14 protein-coding genes are annotated in these 14,238 nt (G+C 72.0%); 4 read left to right on the top strand and 10 right to left on the bottom strand.

Features of this window, described 5'->3' with window-relative positions:
• The first annotated feature begins 418 nt into the window (after positions 1 to 418).
• Both ABZS58_RS05610 and ABZS58_RS05605 read left to right on the top strand, forming a co-directional pair.
• Positions 419 to 751 carry a TIGR02611 family protein gene (locus ABZS58_RS05610; RefSeq protein WP_354777914.1) on the top strand — a complete coding sequence of 111 codons (333 nt, stop codon included), beginning with the start codon at positions 419 to 421 and terminating at the stop codon, positions 749 to 751.
• Positions 752 to 1,088: 337 nt separating this feature from the next.
• Positions 1,089 to 1,445 carry an Lsr2 family protein gene (locus ABZS58_RS05605; RefSeq protein WP_203852988.1) on the top strand — a complete coding sequence of 119 codons (357 nt, stop codon included), beginning with the start codon at positions 1,089 to 1,091 and terminating at the stop codon, positions 1,443 to 1,445.
• Between the two features lie 122 nt (positions 1,446 to 1,567).
• Here ABZS58_RS05605 and ABZS58_RS05600 read toward each other — a convergent pair whose 3' ends face one another.
• The 9 genes from ABZS58_RS05600 to ABZS58_RS05560 form a co-directional block, all read right to left on the bottom strand.
• Positions 1,568 to 2,554 (bottom strand): LacI family DNA-binding transcriptional regulator, encoded by a 987-nt coding sequence (locus ABZS58_RS05600; protein WP_354777911.1) that lies wholly within the window; start codon positions 2,552 to 2,554, stop codon positions 1,568 to 1,570.
• A 13-nt stretch (positions 2,555 to 2,567) separates the two neighbouring features.
• Complete coding sequence (locus tag ABZS58_RS05595; RefSeq protein ID WP_354777909.1) at positions 2,568 to 3,398, bottom strand: carbohydrate ABC transporter permease; 831 nt, start codon at positions 3,396 to 3,398, stop codon at positions 2,568 to 2,570.
• A complete protein-coding gene (locus ABZS58_RS05590) occupies positions 3,388 to 4,272 on the bottom strand; it encodes a sugar ABC transporter permease (protein WP_354777907.1) in 885 nt (294 codons plus the stop codon). The genes ABZS58_RS05595 and ABZS58_RS05590 overlap by 11 nt, the downstream gene beginning before the upstream one ends.
• Positions 4,269 to 5,543, bottom strand: coding sequence for a sugar ABC transporter substrate-binding protein (locus tag ABZS58_RS05585; protein WP_354777905.1), 1,275 nt, complete (start codon positions 5,541 to 5,543; stop codon positions 4,269 to 4,271). The genes ABZS58_RS05590 and ABZS58_RS05585 overlap by 4 nt, the downstream gene beginning before the upstream one ends.
• 26 nt (positions 5,544 to 5,569) lie before the next feature.
• On the bottom strand, positions 5,570 to 7,174 hold the full coding sequence (locus tag ABZS58_RS05580) for an FAD-dependent oxidoreductase (protein WP_354777903.1): 1,605 nt from the start codon (positions 7,172 to 7,174) through the stop codon (positions 5,570 to 5,572).
• Positions 7,171 to 8,145, bottom strand: coding sequence for a LacI family DNA-binding transcriptional regulator (locus ABZS58_RS05575; protein WP_354777901.1), 975 nt, complete (start codon positions 8,143 to 8,145; stop codon positions 7,171 to 7,173). The genes ABZS58_RS05580 and ABZS58_RS05575 overlap by 4 nt, the downstream gene beginning before the upstream one ends.
• A 225-nt stretch (positions 8,146 to 8,370) precedes the next feature.
• The gene (locus ABZS58_RS05570) at positions 8,371 to 10,497 is read right to left on the bottom strand and encodes a xanthine dehydrogenase family protein molybdopterin-binding subunit (RefSeq protein ID WP_354777899.1); all 2,127 of its coding nucleotides are present in this window, start codon (positions 10,495 to 10,497) and stop codon (positions 8,371 to 8,373) included.
• On the bottom strand, positions 10,494 to 11,480 hold the full coding sequence (locus tag ABZS58_RS05565; RefSeq protein WP_354777897.1) for a xanthine dehydrogenase family protein subunit M: 987 nt from the start codon (positions 11,478 to 11,480) through the stop codon (positions 10,494 to 10,496). The genes ABZS58_RS05570 and ABZS58_RS05565 overlap by 4 nt, the downstream gene beginning before the upstream one ends.
• A complete protein-coding gene (locus ABZS58_RS05560) occupies positions 11,477 to 11,998 on the bottom strand; it encodes a 2Fe-2S iron-sulfur cluster-binding protein (RefSeq protein ID WP_354777895.1) in 522 nt (173 codons plus the stop codon). Before ABZS58_RS05560 ends, ABZS58_RS05565 begins: the two co-directional genes overlap by 4 nt.
• An 89-nt stretch (positions 11,999 to 12,087) precedes the next feature.
• On the opposite strand from ABZS58_RS05560, the gene ABZS58_RS05555 reads away from it, so the two are divergent.
• Both ABZS58_RS05555 and ABZS58_RS05550 read left to right on the top strand, forming a co-directional pair.
• The gene (locus tag ABZS58_RS05555) at positions 12,088 to 12,795 is read left to right on the top strand and encodes a class I SAM-dependent methyltransferase (RefSeq protein ID WP_354777893.1); all 708 of its coding nucleotides are present in this window, start codon (positions 12,088 to 12,090) and stop codon (positions 12,793 to 12,795) included.
• A gap of 46 nt (positions 12,796 to 12,841) precedes the next feature.
• Positions 12,842 to 13,780: a zinc-binding dehydrogenase gene (locus ABZS58_RS05550; protein WP_354777891.1), complete on the top strand. Its 939-nt coding sequence runs from the start codon at positions 12,842 to 12,844 to the stop codon at positions 13,778 to 13,780.
• Here ABZS58_RS05550 and ABZS58_RS05545 read toward each other — a convergent pair.
• Complete coding sequence (locus ABZS58_RS05545; protein ID WP_354777890.1) at positions 13,766 to 14,197, bottom strand: rhodanese-like domain-containing protein; 432 nt, start codon at positions 14,195 to 14,197, stop codon at positions 13,766 to 13,768. The two genes, ABZS58_RS05550 and ABZS58_RS05545, sit on opposite strands and share 15 nt — an antisense overlap.
• Positions 14,198 to 14,238: the final 41 nt, after the last annotated feature.

Below are 14,238 nucleotides of genomic sequence, written 5' to 3'. Positions count from 1 at the left end.
CCTCTCTTATGTTGAGGCGATTCCCAGTGTTACGCGTAGTGATTCTGCGATCTCACTCTGTAGTGTTTCTGGGCCCGATTTGCCGTCAACCGAACAACGTGCGCGCGATGTCCGGTTTTCAGAGCGTGACCGGGGTCCTTGACGTGACGTTTGGGCCGTACGTCAATTCATTCGGGTAACGTCCAGTGGTTCGTGGGAGTGACGGGTTATCCAGTGATGGGAACGGAAATTGCGCGACAGTGAGGCGGACGGGTCGGGCGTTACGCCTGATTCCGGACCGCTTGGCTCCCCACCGGGTGACTTCCGGCGTGTCGCTGCGCCGGAGCGGGGTGCCGAAGCGGGTAAGGGGACGCAGGAGGCCGCCGAATTCGAGGCCGGCCTGAAACCCGGCGGGTTCTGGCGCCGGGTCGCCCACAGAATGCTGGGCTGGCGCGAGCGGCTCTATGCCACGCGGATCGGCCGGTTCGGCGTGAAAATCGTGGTCGCACTGGTCGGCACGCTGGTCATCGCCGTCGGCGTGGTGCTGCTGCCGCTGCCCGGGCCGGGATGGCTCGTCATCCTCGGTGGGCTGGCGATCCTGGCCATGGAGTTCCACTGGGCCCGGCGGCTGCTGACGTTCACCAAGCAGCAGTTGCAGCGCTGGACCCGCCTGGTGCGGGAGGGCTCCTGGCTGGTCCGGATCGCCACCGTCGGAGGCCTGCTCCTGGTCGTCGGCGCGGCGTTGCTGCTCTCGCTCCGGATGCTGGCCTGACGTCGCGGAAAGCGCCGGATGCCGGCCGGACCGCACGAAAGGCTGCTTGCCTGACTTCACGACAGCGATCATGCGGGCGGTGAGGATGAGCCAAGGACATCCGCCCCGGGTGACTTGCCGGACGCGAACGACTTAACCGATCGTGCGCGTTTCATGCTGTATGCGTTTCGAGACGGCGGGGATTGCGCGCCAGGTGAGCGAGAACGGTACGGTGGGAGTAATGTCGCCCCGATCGGGGGCTACTATCCCGCTGAGTATCTTGTTCGTGTCCAAATGATGCGGCACGCACGTGTCGATGATGCGGCACGCATTGGCAGCACCTGAAGAAAGGCCACTCATGGCGAAACGCGTCATCCACGAGCTGATCGACGACATCGACGGCAAGCCCGCCGCCGAGAGCATCGTGTTCGCGCTCGACGGCGTGCAGTACGAGATCGACCTGTCCGCGTCCAACGCCGCGAAGCTGCGCGACGCCGTCGCCCCGTTCGTCGCCGCCGCGACGAAGATCGGGCGGGGCGGCGTGGTCAGCACCGTGCGCGGCCGCGACGTGCGCGGCCGGGGCGTCACCCGCGGCGACCGCGACCAGAACCGTGCCATTCGGGAATGGGCGCAGGCCAAGGGGATCGACGTTTCCGACCGGGGCCGGATCAAGCAGGACGTGGTGGACCGCTACCACGCCGAGGCCGGCCGCTAAACACGATCTGCCCGCTCTGAATTCGATGGAGTGCCGAAACCGGTCGATGCAGCGTCGCATTCCGGGGAGAAACGTGATCGAGCCGCGTCCCAGCTGGGGCGCGGCTCGATCGCAATAGGCGGTTATATGGCGCCGAGGGTCGCGCCCTCGTGGACCGTGCACGGCAGGAGCCGCTGCACGACACCACCGCCCTCGATCGCCTCGGTCAACTGGTCCACCGCCTGCCAGCCCATTTCCCGGCGCGGAATCCGCAGCCTGGTGATCGTCTCGTCGACCGGTCCGGCGCCGCTGGGCTCACCGAGCGCCACCACCGACACGTCCCCGGGCACCTCCCGGCCGTCCGCCCGCAGCGCCGCGACCAGGTCGACGGCGTCGGCGTGCTCCTCCAGGAACACCGCGGTGAGCCGCTCCCGCCCGATCGCCGCAGGCCATTGCCGTGACGGTTGCGGCAGGTGCACCAGGTGCGCCCCGCCACCCGCGAGGAAGCCGCGGAGCCGGTCGGCGTGCGACTCCGCGGGCCCGCCGGTGCCGAGGTAACCGATCCGGGTGTGCCCGAGCGCGGCCGCCCGCTCGAGCAGCGCCGCGACCGCCGCGGGGTAGTCGGCGCCGACACAGGGCACCGGCCCGCCGGCGTCGTCGCGCCGGCCGACGGACACGAACGCGTGCCCCTCGCCGACGAGCCGGCCCAGGTCGTCGCGGTCGACCCGGCGGCCGAGCAGGATCGTGCCGTCGGCGATCCCGATCCGGCTGTCGGCGTGGAAGATCCGCCGGCTCTCCGCGTGCGACGTGAAGAGCAGCAGGTCGCAGCCGAGCTGCTCGGCCCGCTGCTCGATGCCGACCAGGAACGGGTGGTAGAAGTCGGCCGCGGTGGCCGGGAACACCGGTTCGTACGTGAACACGCCCAGAATCCGGTTCCGCCCCGAGACCAGCCGCCGGGCCACGGGGTCGGCGACGTAGCCGGTGGCGCGGATCGCGTCGAGGACCCGTTGCCGGGTCTCGGGCGCGATCCGCACGTCGTCACCGGTGCGGTTGTTGAGCACCAGCGACACCGTCGCCTGGCTCACCCCCGTCATCCGGGCGATGTCCCGCTGCGTGACTCTTCTGCTCACAAGCGAAGGTGTATCACCCTTTGAGCCCCGTGTGCGCGAGCCCCTCGACGAACTGTCGTTGCGCGATCACGAACACGACGAGCACCGGCAGCGCGGTCAGCGACGCGGCCGCCAGCTGGACGTCCCACATCGGGCCGCCGTACGCGTCGACGTACTGCGTCAGCGCCTGCGGCAGCGTGTACTTGTCCTTGCTCGACAGGTACACCACCGGCTCCAGGAACAGGTTCCAGCTGTTGAGGAACGTGAAGATGCCGACCGCCCCGAGCGCCGGGCGCGCGAGGGGCAGCGCGATCAGCCGGAACGTGGCGAACCGGCCGAGCCCGTCGACGCGCGCCGCCTCCTCCAGCTCCTTGGGCAGCGTGACGAAGAACTGCCGCATGATGAACGTCGCCAGGACGCTCGGCGCCCCGAAGATCGGCACCAGGATCAGCGGCCAGTGCGTGTCGATCAGCCCGAACCGGTTGAACAGCTGGAACAGCGGCACGATCGTCACCTCGCTCGGGATGAGCAGGCCGGTGAGCACGACCACGAACAGCGCGTTCTGCCCGGGGAAGCGGATCCGCGCGAACGCGTAGCCGGCCAGGGACGCCACCGCCATCGTGCCCACCGTGACGATCGCGGCGATGTACAGGCTGTTCCAGTACTGCTCCGCGAACGGCTGGAGCCGGAACACCTCCCGGTACGCGCCGAAGTGCCATTCGGAGGGCAGCAGGCGGGGCGGGTAGGCGAAGATCTCGCTCGTCGACTTGAACGACGATGTGACCATCCACCAGGTCGGGAAGACGAACGGCACGCAGAGCACCGACAGCAGCCCGTAGACGAGGACGCGAGTTCTACTGCTCATGCACGACCCACTTCCGGCGCAGCTGCCACTGCACGAGTGTCAGCGCGAGGACGATGACGAACAGCAGGATGGCCAGGGTCGAGCCGTAGCCGAAGTGGTGGAACTGGAACGCCTGCTGGTAGAGGTAGTAGACGAGCACCGTCGTCGATGTGCCGGGACCGCCCTGGGTGAGCACGGCGATCTGGGCGAAGACCTGCAGCGACCCGACCACGGTGATGATCGACGTGAGCAGGATCGTGGGGCTGATCATCGGCACCGTGATGCGCCGGAAGCGGGTCCACGCCGACGCGCCGTCCAGCTGCGCGGCCTCGTAGAGCTCACCCGGCACACCTTGCAGCGCCGCCAGGAAGAGCACCATGTTGAGCCCGACGTTCTTGAACACCTGCACGGCGATCACGGACACCATCGCGGTCGGCCCGGTCCGCAGCCAGTTGGGTCCTTCGACCCCGACCGTCTGGAGCAGCCCGTTGACGCCGCCGTTGGACTGCAGCAGGAAGCCCCAGACGATCGTCCACGCGACGAGCGACACGACGACCGGGGAGAAGAACAGCGTCCGGTACACCGCGAGCCCCCGCAGCCGCTGGTTGAGCAGCACCGCGAGCAGCAGCGCCAGGCTGAGGTTGAACACGACCAGCCCGACGGAGAAGATCCCGGTCGCCCGCAGCACCGACGGCAGCGTCGGGTCGTCCAGCAGCGCCTGGTAGTTCTCGCCGCCGACGAACTCGAAGCTCCCCGCCAGGACGTTCCACTCGTGCAGGCTGTACCAGAGGACCATGCACAGCGGGGCGTAGACGAAGACGGCCGAACCGGCCAGCTGGGGGGCGATGAACAGCCACCCCGCCAGCCGGTCCGCGGTCTGGGACCGAAGTTTCACTGCTTCGCCAGTTGCGGGGCGATCTTCGCGCACACGCCGGACAGCACCGCCTTGACGTCGGCCTGCGGCTGCCACAGCGGGTCGAGGCTCGCGCGGACGGTCTGCGACAGCTCGGCGAACCCGGCGTGGCTGGGGCCGACCGCGCCCTTGGCGATCCCGTCGACGACGACCTTCTGCAGCTGGTCGGGCTTGAGCAGCGGGTTGGTCTTGGCGAGCGTCTCCGCGGTCTGCTGCGAGGTGCGCGGCGGCGGGAAGTACGCGGCGAGCTTCGCCGAGTTCGCCGGGCTGGTCATGAAGGCGAGGAACTCCTGCGCGGCGGCGGCGTGCTTGCCCTTCTTGAACACCCCGATGCCGGCCTGGCCGAACACCGCGTAGTCGCCGACCTTGCCCTTCGGCAGTGGCACCAGGTCCCAGCCGAACTGGTTCTTCAGCAGCGACGCCCGGCTGATCTGGGTGATCGTCATGGCGGCGTCGCCGGCGAAGAAGTCGGCGCTGACGCCCGGGCCCGGCAGGGCCTTGTCGGTGAAGATCGCCTTGTGCAGCGTGGTCATCGCCTCGACCATCTCGGGTTTGTCGAAGCCGCAGGTCTTGCCGTCGGCGCTCCACGCCTGCGCTCCCCAGCCGCCCCAGAAGCTGGCCAGGTTCTGCCACGACTTGTAGTCGAAGTCCCGCACGACCAGGCCGCCCTTGCCGGACTTCGCGTTCACCGCGGCCGCGGTCGAAAGGGCCGTGTCCCAGTTCCAGTCGCCGGCCGCGATGAGCTCGGCGGGGGTCTGCTTGCCGGCGGCCTTCACCAGGTCATTGTTGACGAACACGCCGAACGGCGAGGTGGAGAACGGGTAGGCGAACAGCTTCCCGTCGCTCTGCCACAGCTTCATCGGGCTGGCGCCGAGGTCCTCGAACTGGTAGCCCGGCGTCTTCTTCAGCGTGTCGTCGAGCGGGACGAGCGCGCCGGAGGACACGAAGTCGGGCGCGGAGTTCTCCAGGATCCACGCGAGATCCGGCTGGTTGCCGCCGGCGATCTGCGTGGTCAGCGCCGTGGTGTACGTGTCGAACGGCAGCGAGTCGAACTTGATCTCGGTGACGTTCGGGTGGGCGGCCTTGTACTCACCGGCGATCTCGTTGAACAGCTTCAGGTGTGCCTCGTTGGCGGTCCAGATCGTCATGCGCAACGACACCGGTCCGTCGTCCTTCGGTTCTTCCTCGGAACTGCACGCCGTGAGGCCGAGCAGGGCCGCGGTGGCCACCGCGATGGCTGTCTTCATTCGCATGGGGGTCTCCAGAAGTGGGGGTGTCTTCAGTACGCGGTGACGTCGGGCCAGGCGAGCTCGACGCCGTCGTTCGTCAGGCGGGTCTGGAACGCGGCGAGCAGTGCCGGGTCGGCGCGGACGGCGCGGGGGGTGGTGCGCTCGTCCAGGCAGAACGCGGCCAGGGCGCCGGCCGCCTCGCCGATGTTCCATTCGACGGGGTGCAGCCGGTAACAGCCGTTGGTGATGTGGGTCGTGCCGAGGTTCTTCGCCGCCGGCAGGAGGTTCTCGACCCTGCGGGGGAGCAGGGCGCCGAGCGGGATCTGGAACGGGCTGGACGGCACGTCGATGTACGTGTCACCGCCCGTGGAGGGGTGCAGGTCGATGCGGTACATGCCGACCCCGACGGAATCCGGGTAGTCGACGCTGCCCTTGTCGCCGCGCACGGCGAAGGACAGGTCCTGCTCGACGACGGTGTAGTCGGCGAGGATGCGCCGCGACTCGCGCACGTACGGCGCCTGGGCCAGCCCGTCCGCCGATCCGGTGACGTCGCCGCGCAGCCGCAGCCCGGGGAAGCCGGTGCCGCCGTCGGGCCGGGGCGCCTCCGTCTGCAGCCAGTACAGCACCGACATCGACAGCTCCCGGGCGCGCGCCAGGTGCTCGCCGGCGTCGGGCACGTCGATGACCGGCGACTCGAAGTAGTCGATCATCGGCCAGTTGACGAGCGTGATGTCGCTGGCGTACGCGCCGGGCGTGAACAGGTTGCGCGCCGCGATCCGCCGGAACGTCCACAGGTTGGCGTCGCCCGGGTTGAGCCGCTGGTCGGCGATGACACCGACCGGGTCGTCGTCGGGGTTGGGGGTGAAGCTGCGTTCGGAGATCTCCAGCGTGCGCGGGTGCGGCGACCGCCACGACAGCAGCGGGCCGCCCCAGATCGGCGGTGCGTAGGCGCGCCAGAACCCGTAGGCGTTGGGCCGGTCGATCGTGTGGTCGCCGTCGACGTGGTCGATCGCGAAGCACACCGAGACGGCCTGCATGTTGGCCGGCTGCGCCGTCGCCGGTGCGCTCGGCTCGCCCGTGTCGTCCTGCGACTCGAAGCCCGTCACGTACTCGGTGCCGGTCAGCGGCAGCAGCTCGCCGGTCTCGGTGGCGTCCAGCACGTACCGCGCGGTGATCACGGTGCCCTCGCCGGTGTCACGGTGCCGGCCCGTCACGGACGTGACCCGGTCGCCGTCGGTCTCGGCGCCGGTCGCCCGCCAGGGCTGCAGGACGGTGAGGCGGCCGCCGCCGCGGTACGGCTGCAGCATCGCCTCCAGGACGGCCTTCGCCACCGCGGGCTCGTGGCACAACCGGCTGACGCCGCCGGCGCCGGGGTTCAGGTGCGTCCAGCGCCGCGCCGCGTCGGTGAGCGGGTAGTAGCGCCGGTAGTAGTCGCGGATCCCTTCGCGCAGCGCCCGGTAGCTCGCGGTCACGCCGAACTGCTCGACCCAGGAGTGCTCGTCCGGTGGCACGGCCTGGCTGGTGAGCTGGCCGCCGATCCAGTCGAACTCCTCGGTGAGCACGACCGTCCGCCCGGCCCGCAGCGCGGCGAGCGCCGCCGCCACCCCGCCGAGCCCGCCGCCCACGACGAGCACGTCCGCCGTGATCTCCTTCACGTGTCTCTCCTCGATCTTGCTTGTTCCAGGGTTTCACCTGCGACAAGTTCGCAGGCCAGCAACGTCTGCCGGGCCGGCTGCCCACCGACCAGGTCGACCAGGTGGTCGACGGCCTGCCAGCCCATCTCCCGCCGCGGCGTCCTGAAGCGGGTCACGTCCAGCGGCGGGGGAGTGGCGCCGGCCCGGGTCGGCTCGCCGAGCACGACCACCGACACGTCCCGCGGCACCTCCCTCCCGTGGTGCCGGAGCGCGGCGATCAGCTCGGCCGCGTCGGCGGGCTCCTCGAGGAAGATCGCGGTGACGTCCTCCAGCTTCTCCAGCGGCACGTCCCGGCGCTCATGGGTGGCGTGGACCCCGGCGGCCAGGCACGCGTCGGCGAAGCCGCGCAGCCGGTCCAGGTGCGACTCGGCGGGCCCGCCGGTGCCGACGTACGCGAGCCTCCTGTGTCCCCGCGCGACGGCTTTCGCGACGAGCTCCGCGGTCGCCGCCCCGTAGTCGGCGCCCACGTACGGCACGTCGGCCGCGTCGCGCCGGCCGACACTGACGAACGGGTGGTGCTCGCCGACGAGCCGCGCCAGCTCGTCCTTGCCGATCGACCGGCCCAGCACGATGCACCCGTCGGCGAGCCGCATCCGGTGCGGGCCGGAGGTGAACAGCAGCAGGTCGCAGCCCACCTGCTCGGCCCGCTGCTCGATGCCGACCAGGAACGGGTGGTAGAAGTCCGCGGTGGTGCTGGGGAAGACCGGCTCGTAGGTGAACACGCCGAGGATTCGGTTGCTCCTGTCGGCGAGCCGTCGCCCGACGACGTCGGCGACGTAGCCGGTGGCCCTGATCGCGTCGAGGACCCGCTGCCGCGTCTCGGGCGCGATGCGGACCCCGCTGTCGGCCCGGTCGTTCAGCACCACCGACACGGTCGCCTGGCTGACGCCGGTCATCCGCGCGATGTCGCGCTGCGTGACCCGACGTCCCACGGTGATCTCCTTGGCTAATGCGTATCAGCACGCTCAGGCCACGAATCGTGCGCCCGTCCCCGCTGACCCGTCAAGCTCCCGGAGCGCTTTCGTTACCCGTTCGCGTCCCCAACTAATACGCATTAGCGCGAGATGCCGAAGGCGGCCCCCCGAGGTGTCGGGGGGCCGCCGTCCGTGCTGCGCCGACGGTTCGTCGTCGGCCGCGGCGCAGGTCTTCGGAAGGGGTCAGCGGGATCTCGGGACGAGGTGCTCCAGGCCGATGGGGAGGTCGCGGACGCGGATGCCGGTGGCGTGGTGGACGGCGTTGGCGACGGCGGCGGCGGTGCCGACGATGCCGATCTCGCCGATGCCCTTGACGCCCATGGGGTTGAGGTGGGGGTCGTGCTCGTCGAGCCAGGAGACCTCGACGCGGGGGACGTCGGCGTTGACGGCCACGTGATACGCGGCCAGGTCGCCGGTCACGAAGTCGCCGGTGCGCGGGTCCAGGATCGAGCGCTCCAGGAGCGCGCCCGACAGGCCCATCGTCATGCCGCCGAGGAACTGGGACCGGGCGGTCGTGGGGTTGACGATGCGGCCGGCGGCGAAGACGCCCAGGAGGCGGTCGACGCGGACCTCGCCCGTCACCGTGGACACCCGGACCTGGCAGAACTGGGCACCGTACGCGTGCCGGGAGAACTCGGGACGGTCGCGGACGTCGAGGGTGGTGTCGGCGCGGACGGCCACGCCGCCGTCGGGGACCCGGCCGCCGTGGTCGCGGTGGATGCGTTCGCGCAGCAGGCGGCAGGCCTTCGTGACCGCCCAGCCCCAGGAGGCGGTGCCCGTCGAGCCGCCCGCGACGGTGGCCGGGCCGATCGCCGAGTCCCCGACGGTGATCGCGACGCAGTGGGCGGGGACGTCGAGGGCGTCGGCGGCGATCTGGCGCAGGACCGTGCGGGCGCCGGTGCCGATGTCGGCGGCGTTGACCTCCACGTCGAAGCGCTGGTCCGCGGTCGCCCGGGCCAGGGCCGTCGACGGCCACGTGATCGACGGGTAGGTGGACGCCGCGACGCCGGTGCCGAGCAGCCATTCGCCGTCGCGGCGCACCGCCGGGCGCGGGTCTCGGCCGGACCAGCCGAAGCGTTCCGCGCCGTCCCGCAGGCATTCCACGAGATGCCGGCTGGAGAACGGGATCCGCTCCTCCGGGTGCACCGGCGGCTCGTTGTCGATCCGCAGCCGCACCGGATCCCAGTTGCCGGCGGACGCCAGCTCGTCGATCGCGGACTCCAGGGCGAACGCGCCCGGGCACTCGCCCGGTGCCCGCATCCACACCGGGGTCGGCACGTCCAGCGCCACGACGCGGTGCGTGGTGAGGCGGTGCGGCGCGGCGTACATGTGCCGCGACAACACGGCGCTCTGCTCGACGAACTCCGAGAGCTGCGACGTCTGGCTGACCGCGTCGTGACCGATGGCGAGCAGCCGGCCCTGCGCGGTCGCCCCGAGGCGGATCCGCTGGATGGTGGGCGTCCGGTAACCGGCGAGCGCGAACAGCTGCTGCCGGGTCAGCGCCAGCTTCACCGGCCGGCCGACGAGCCGCGCCGCCATCGCCGCGAGGACCGTGTTCACCTTCATGGTGCCCTTGCTGCCGAACCCTCCGCCGACGTGCTCGTTGACGACCCGCACGGCCTGCGGCGGCAGCTCGAAGAGGCCGGCGAGGGCGTCGCGCGCCGCCGTCGAGGCCTGCGTGCTGTCGAACACGACGAGGCAGCCGTGCTCCCAGAACGCGGTCGTCGCGTGCGGCTCCATCGCGCAGTGGTGCTCCGCCGGCGTGTGGTAGGTCGCGTCGACCCGGACCGCGGCCTCGGCCAGTCCGGCGTCGACGTCGCCGATCGCGGACCGCGCCGGGTAGCCGGCGTTGACCTGCACCGGCTGGTACAGCGCGGGATGGTCGATCCGCAGCACGGTGTCGGCGGTGGTGCCCTCCTCCCTGACCCGCACCAGGTCGGCGCCGCCCCGCGCGGCCTCCGGCGACGTCGCCACGACGACCGCGACGACCTGGCCGCGGTAGGCGATCCGCGGCGACTGCAGGACCATCAGCTCCGGGTCGCCGACCGGCTCGAGGTGCGGCGCGTTGCCGTGCCAGAGGACCCCGAGGACCCCCTCCTCGGCGAGGGCGCGGGACGTGTCGACGTCGTGGACGACCCCGCGGGCCACCGTCGACTGGACCACCCACGCGTAGGCGGCACCGGGCACCGGGTGGTCGACGGCGTACGGCGCCCGCCCCGTCACCTTGTCCCACGCCTCGATGCGCGGGCTCCCGACACCGACGGCGGGCTGCGTCGCGCGTTCGGTGAGCGAGGTCAGGAACGTGGTCACCAGCTCGCCTCCGTCATCCCCCGCAGGACCCCGACCGTGAGGTTGCGGATCAGCGGCACCTTGTACGCGTTGTCGCGCAACGGCCGTGCCGCCGCGAGCTCCTCGTCCGCGGCGCGTTCGAAGTTGTCGACGGTCGCGGTCGCGCCGCGCAGCATCCGCTCCGCCGCGTACGCGCGCCACGGGCGGTGCGCCACGGCGCCGAACGCCAGCCGGACGTCGCGGACGATCCCGTCGCGGACGTCGAGGGCGGCGGCGACCGACCCGGCGGCGAACGCGAACGACGAGCGGTCGCGCACCTTGCGGTACGTCGACAGCCGCGCGATCGGGGTGGCCGGCAGCACCACGGCCGTGATCAGCGCCCCCGGCGGCAGGTTCGTGTCGCGTTCCGGGTGGTCACCGGGCAGCCGGAAGAGCTCGTGCACGCTCATGTCCGCGGGCCCGTCCGGGGTGAGCAGCTCGACCCGCGCGTCGACGAGCGCGAGGGCGACCGCGAGGTCCGACGGGTTCGTCGCGACGCACTGCGGGGAGCCGCCGAGGACCGCCAGGTCGCGGTGCTCACCGTCGCGGGCGGCGCAGCCGGTGCCGGGCCGCCGCTTGTTGCACGCCTTGGTGACGTCGGCGAAGTACCGGCACCGGGTGCGCTGCAACAGGTTCCCGCCGATCGTGGCCCGGTTGCGCAGCTGCGCCGACGCGCCCGACAGCAGCGCGAGGGCCACCGCCGGGAACCTGGTCCGCACCACCGGGTCGGTGGCCAGGTCGGTGTTGGCGGTGAGCGCGCCGGCCCGGATCCCGCCGTCGGGCAGCGGCTCGATCTGCCGCAACGGCAGGCCGCTGACGTCGACGAGCAGGTCCGGTGCGGTGACGCCGAGCTTCATCAGGTCGATGATGTTGGTCCCGCCGGCCAGGAACGCCGCGCCCGGGTGCGTCATCGTGGCGACGGCCGACGCCGGCCCGCCGGCCCGCTGGTACTCGAACGGCTTCACCGGGCCGCCACCTCCTGGATGGCGGCGACGATGTTGACGTACGCGCCGCAGCGGCAGATGTTGCCGGACATGCGCTCACGGATCTCGTGCTCGTCGAGGTCCACCTCCTCCGCCGCGGCCTCCTCGAGCATGCCGACCGCGGAGCAGATCTGCCCCGGCGTGCAGAAGCCGCACTGCAGCGCGTCGTGCGCCACGAACGCCTCCTGCATCGGGTGCAGCGTCGGCGGCTCGTCGGGCGGCACCGCCGCGTGGATCGCGGTGCGGCTGCTGAGCCCCTCCACCGTCGTCACGGCCGCGGCGTCGCAGGTGACGGCGAGGACCAGGCAGCTGTTGACCCGCCGCCCGGACAGCAGGACCGTGCAGGCGCCGCACTGGCCGTGGTCGCAGCCCTTCTTCGTGCCCGGCAGCGACAGCTGTTCGCGGAGCACGTCGAGCAGGGTCGCCCGGTTGTCGACGCTCAGCTCATAGGTGTGACCGTTGACGTCGAACCTGACGTCGCTCGTGAACCGTCTCTCCACCACCACGTCCTGCCCACCGGCGGCGCACCCATGCGTTCCGGTGCCCGGCGGGCCCACGAAGTCACCCGAACTGTGGGACCGTGAACCTCGTGAACCTCGTGGACCCCGAGGACCCAGTGGACCCCGAGGACGGCGGCGCGGTGACGAGGGACGGCTCCCCCGTGGGCGTGTACGCGCGGCTGCCGACGACCGGTGAGCCGGCGCTCGTCCACGCGGCGGTCCCGGCCGGCGCGGAGATCCTCGAGCTCGGCTGCGGCGCCGGCCGGCTCACCCACGCCCTCATCGACCTCGGGCACCCGGTGACCGCCGTCGACAACTCCGCGGACATGCTGGCCCACGTGCGGGGCGCCGCGACCGTCCTGGCCGACATCGAGACGCTCGACCTCGATCGCCGTTTCGCGGGTGTACTGCTGGCGAGCCACCTGTTCAACACGCCCGACGACCGGTTGCGCAGCAGGCTCCTCGCCGCCTGCCGGCGGCACCTGGCCCCCGGCGGGCGGGTCGTGATCCAGTGGCTGCCGCCCGCCTGGTTCGACCGGGTGTTCGCCGACATGCGCCCCGTCACCGGCCGCATCGGGCGGGTCGAGATCACCGACACCCCGCTGTCCCACGACGGCACCGTGCTGCAGGCGGTCTGCACGTACCGCGACATCGACCAGCCCGGCACGACCTGGACGCACCGGTTCGCCACCCGGCGGCTCAGCCGCAACGAGCTGCACGCCGCCCTGTCCGGCGCCGGTCTGCGCTTCGAACGTCACCTGGACCCCGGCCGGCACTGGCTGACCGCCACGATCTGAGCCGGCCCTTGACCTGAACCTCGCTTGAGGTTCCACCCTGGTGGGCATGAAGGCGATCGAGGTGGCCCGCTTCGGCGGTCCCGAAGTCCTGCGGCTGCGCGACGTCCCCGACCCGGTCCCCGGCGACGGCGAGGTGGTCCTCGACGTCGAGGCCGCCGACACGCTGTGGCTGGAGACCCGCGTCCGGGCCGGCGGCGGCGCCCCGTTCTTCCCCGTGACGCTGCCGTACCGGCCGGGCGTCGGCGCCGCCGGCACCGTGCACGGCCGCCGGGTCCTGGCCCGGCTCCGGCACGACGGCGGCGGCTACGCGACCCGGGTCGCGGCCCGCGAGGACGCGCTCTTCGACATCCCGGACGGCGTCGGCGCGGGCGAGGCCGCCGCCGTCCTCCACGACGGGGTCACCACCCTGGCGCTGCTGGACGTCGTGAAGGTCGTCGCCGGGGACCGGGTCCTGGTCACCGCCGCCGCGGGCGGCCTCGGCGCGCTGCTCGTCCAGGCCGCGAGGGCCGCCGGCGCGACGGTGGTCGCCGCCGCCCGCGGCCCGGCCAAGCTCGCCGCGCTGCGCGCGCTGGGCGCGGACGCCGTCGTCGACTACGGCGTCGCCGACTGGACCGACGGGGTGTGGGACCTGACCGGCGGCCTCGACGTGGTCCTCGACGGCGCCGGTGGCGACTACGGCCGCGCCGCGTTCGACCTCGTCGCCGAGGGCGGCCGCTTCTCCTCCCACGGCACCCCGGCCGGGTCGTTCGCCACCGCCGACCCGGACGTCGCACGGGCCAGGGGGATCACCGCGACCGGCATCGAGGCCGTACAGCTCGCCCCGGACGGGTTCCGCGCCTACCTCACCCGGGCCCTCGCCGCCGTCGCCGCCGGCCGGCTGACACCGTTGATCGGGCAGACGCTTCCCCTGGACCGGGCCGCCGACGCGCACGCCGCGATCGAGGGGCGCACCGCGATCGGCAAGACGGTCCTAGCAGTCACATGACACGGCCCGGCGGGGCGCCGTCAGCTCGTCGGCCGGGCGGCGGTCCGGGCCGGTCGGCGACTGATACGTGAAGCCCTCCCGCACCCAGTACTCGTAACCGCCGAGCATCTCCCGCACCTCGTAGCCGAGCTTGGCGAACTCCAGGGCGGCCCGGGTCGCGCCGTTGCAGCCGGGCCCCCAGCAGTACGTGACGACCCGCGCGCCGGCGGGGACGACCTCGGCGGCGCGCCCGGCGATCTGCGCCGTCGGCAGGTGCACCGCGCCCGGCAGATGCCCCTGCGCCCAGGCCTGCGCGCCGCGCGAGTCGACGACGACATAGCCGGCCGTGCGCGCATGCAGGGCCGCGTGGACGTCGCTGACGTCGGTCTCGAAGCGGAGACGACCGGCGAAGTGGTCGATGGCGGCTGTGTTGGTCATGCGCTCATCGTGGCGGCGGCCGCCCGGCCGGAACAGTGGCG

Origin of the sequence: Dactylosporangium sp. NPDC005555 (assembly GCF_040605635.1) — a bacterium.
Classification (GTDB): Bacteria; Actinomycetota; Actinomycetes; order Mycobacteriales; family Micromonosporaceae; genus Dactylosporangium.
This window is presented reverse-complemented; position numbering and strand designations above follow the sequence as displayed.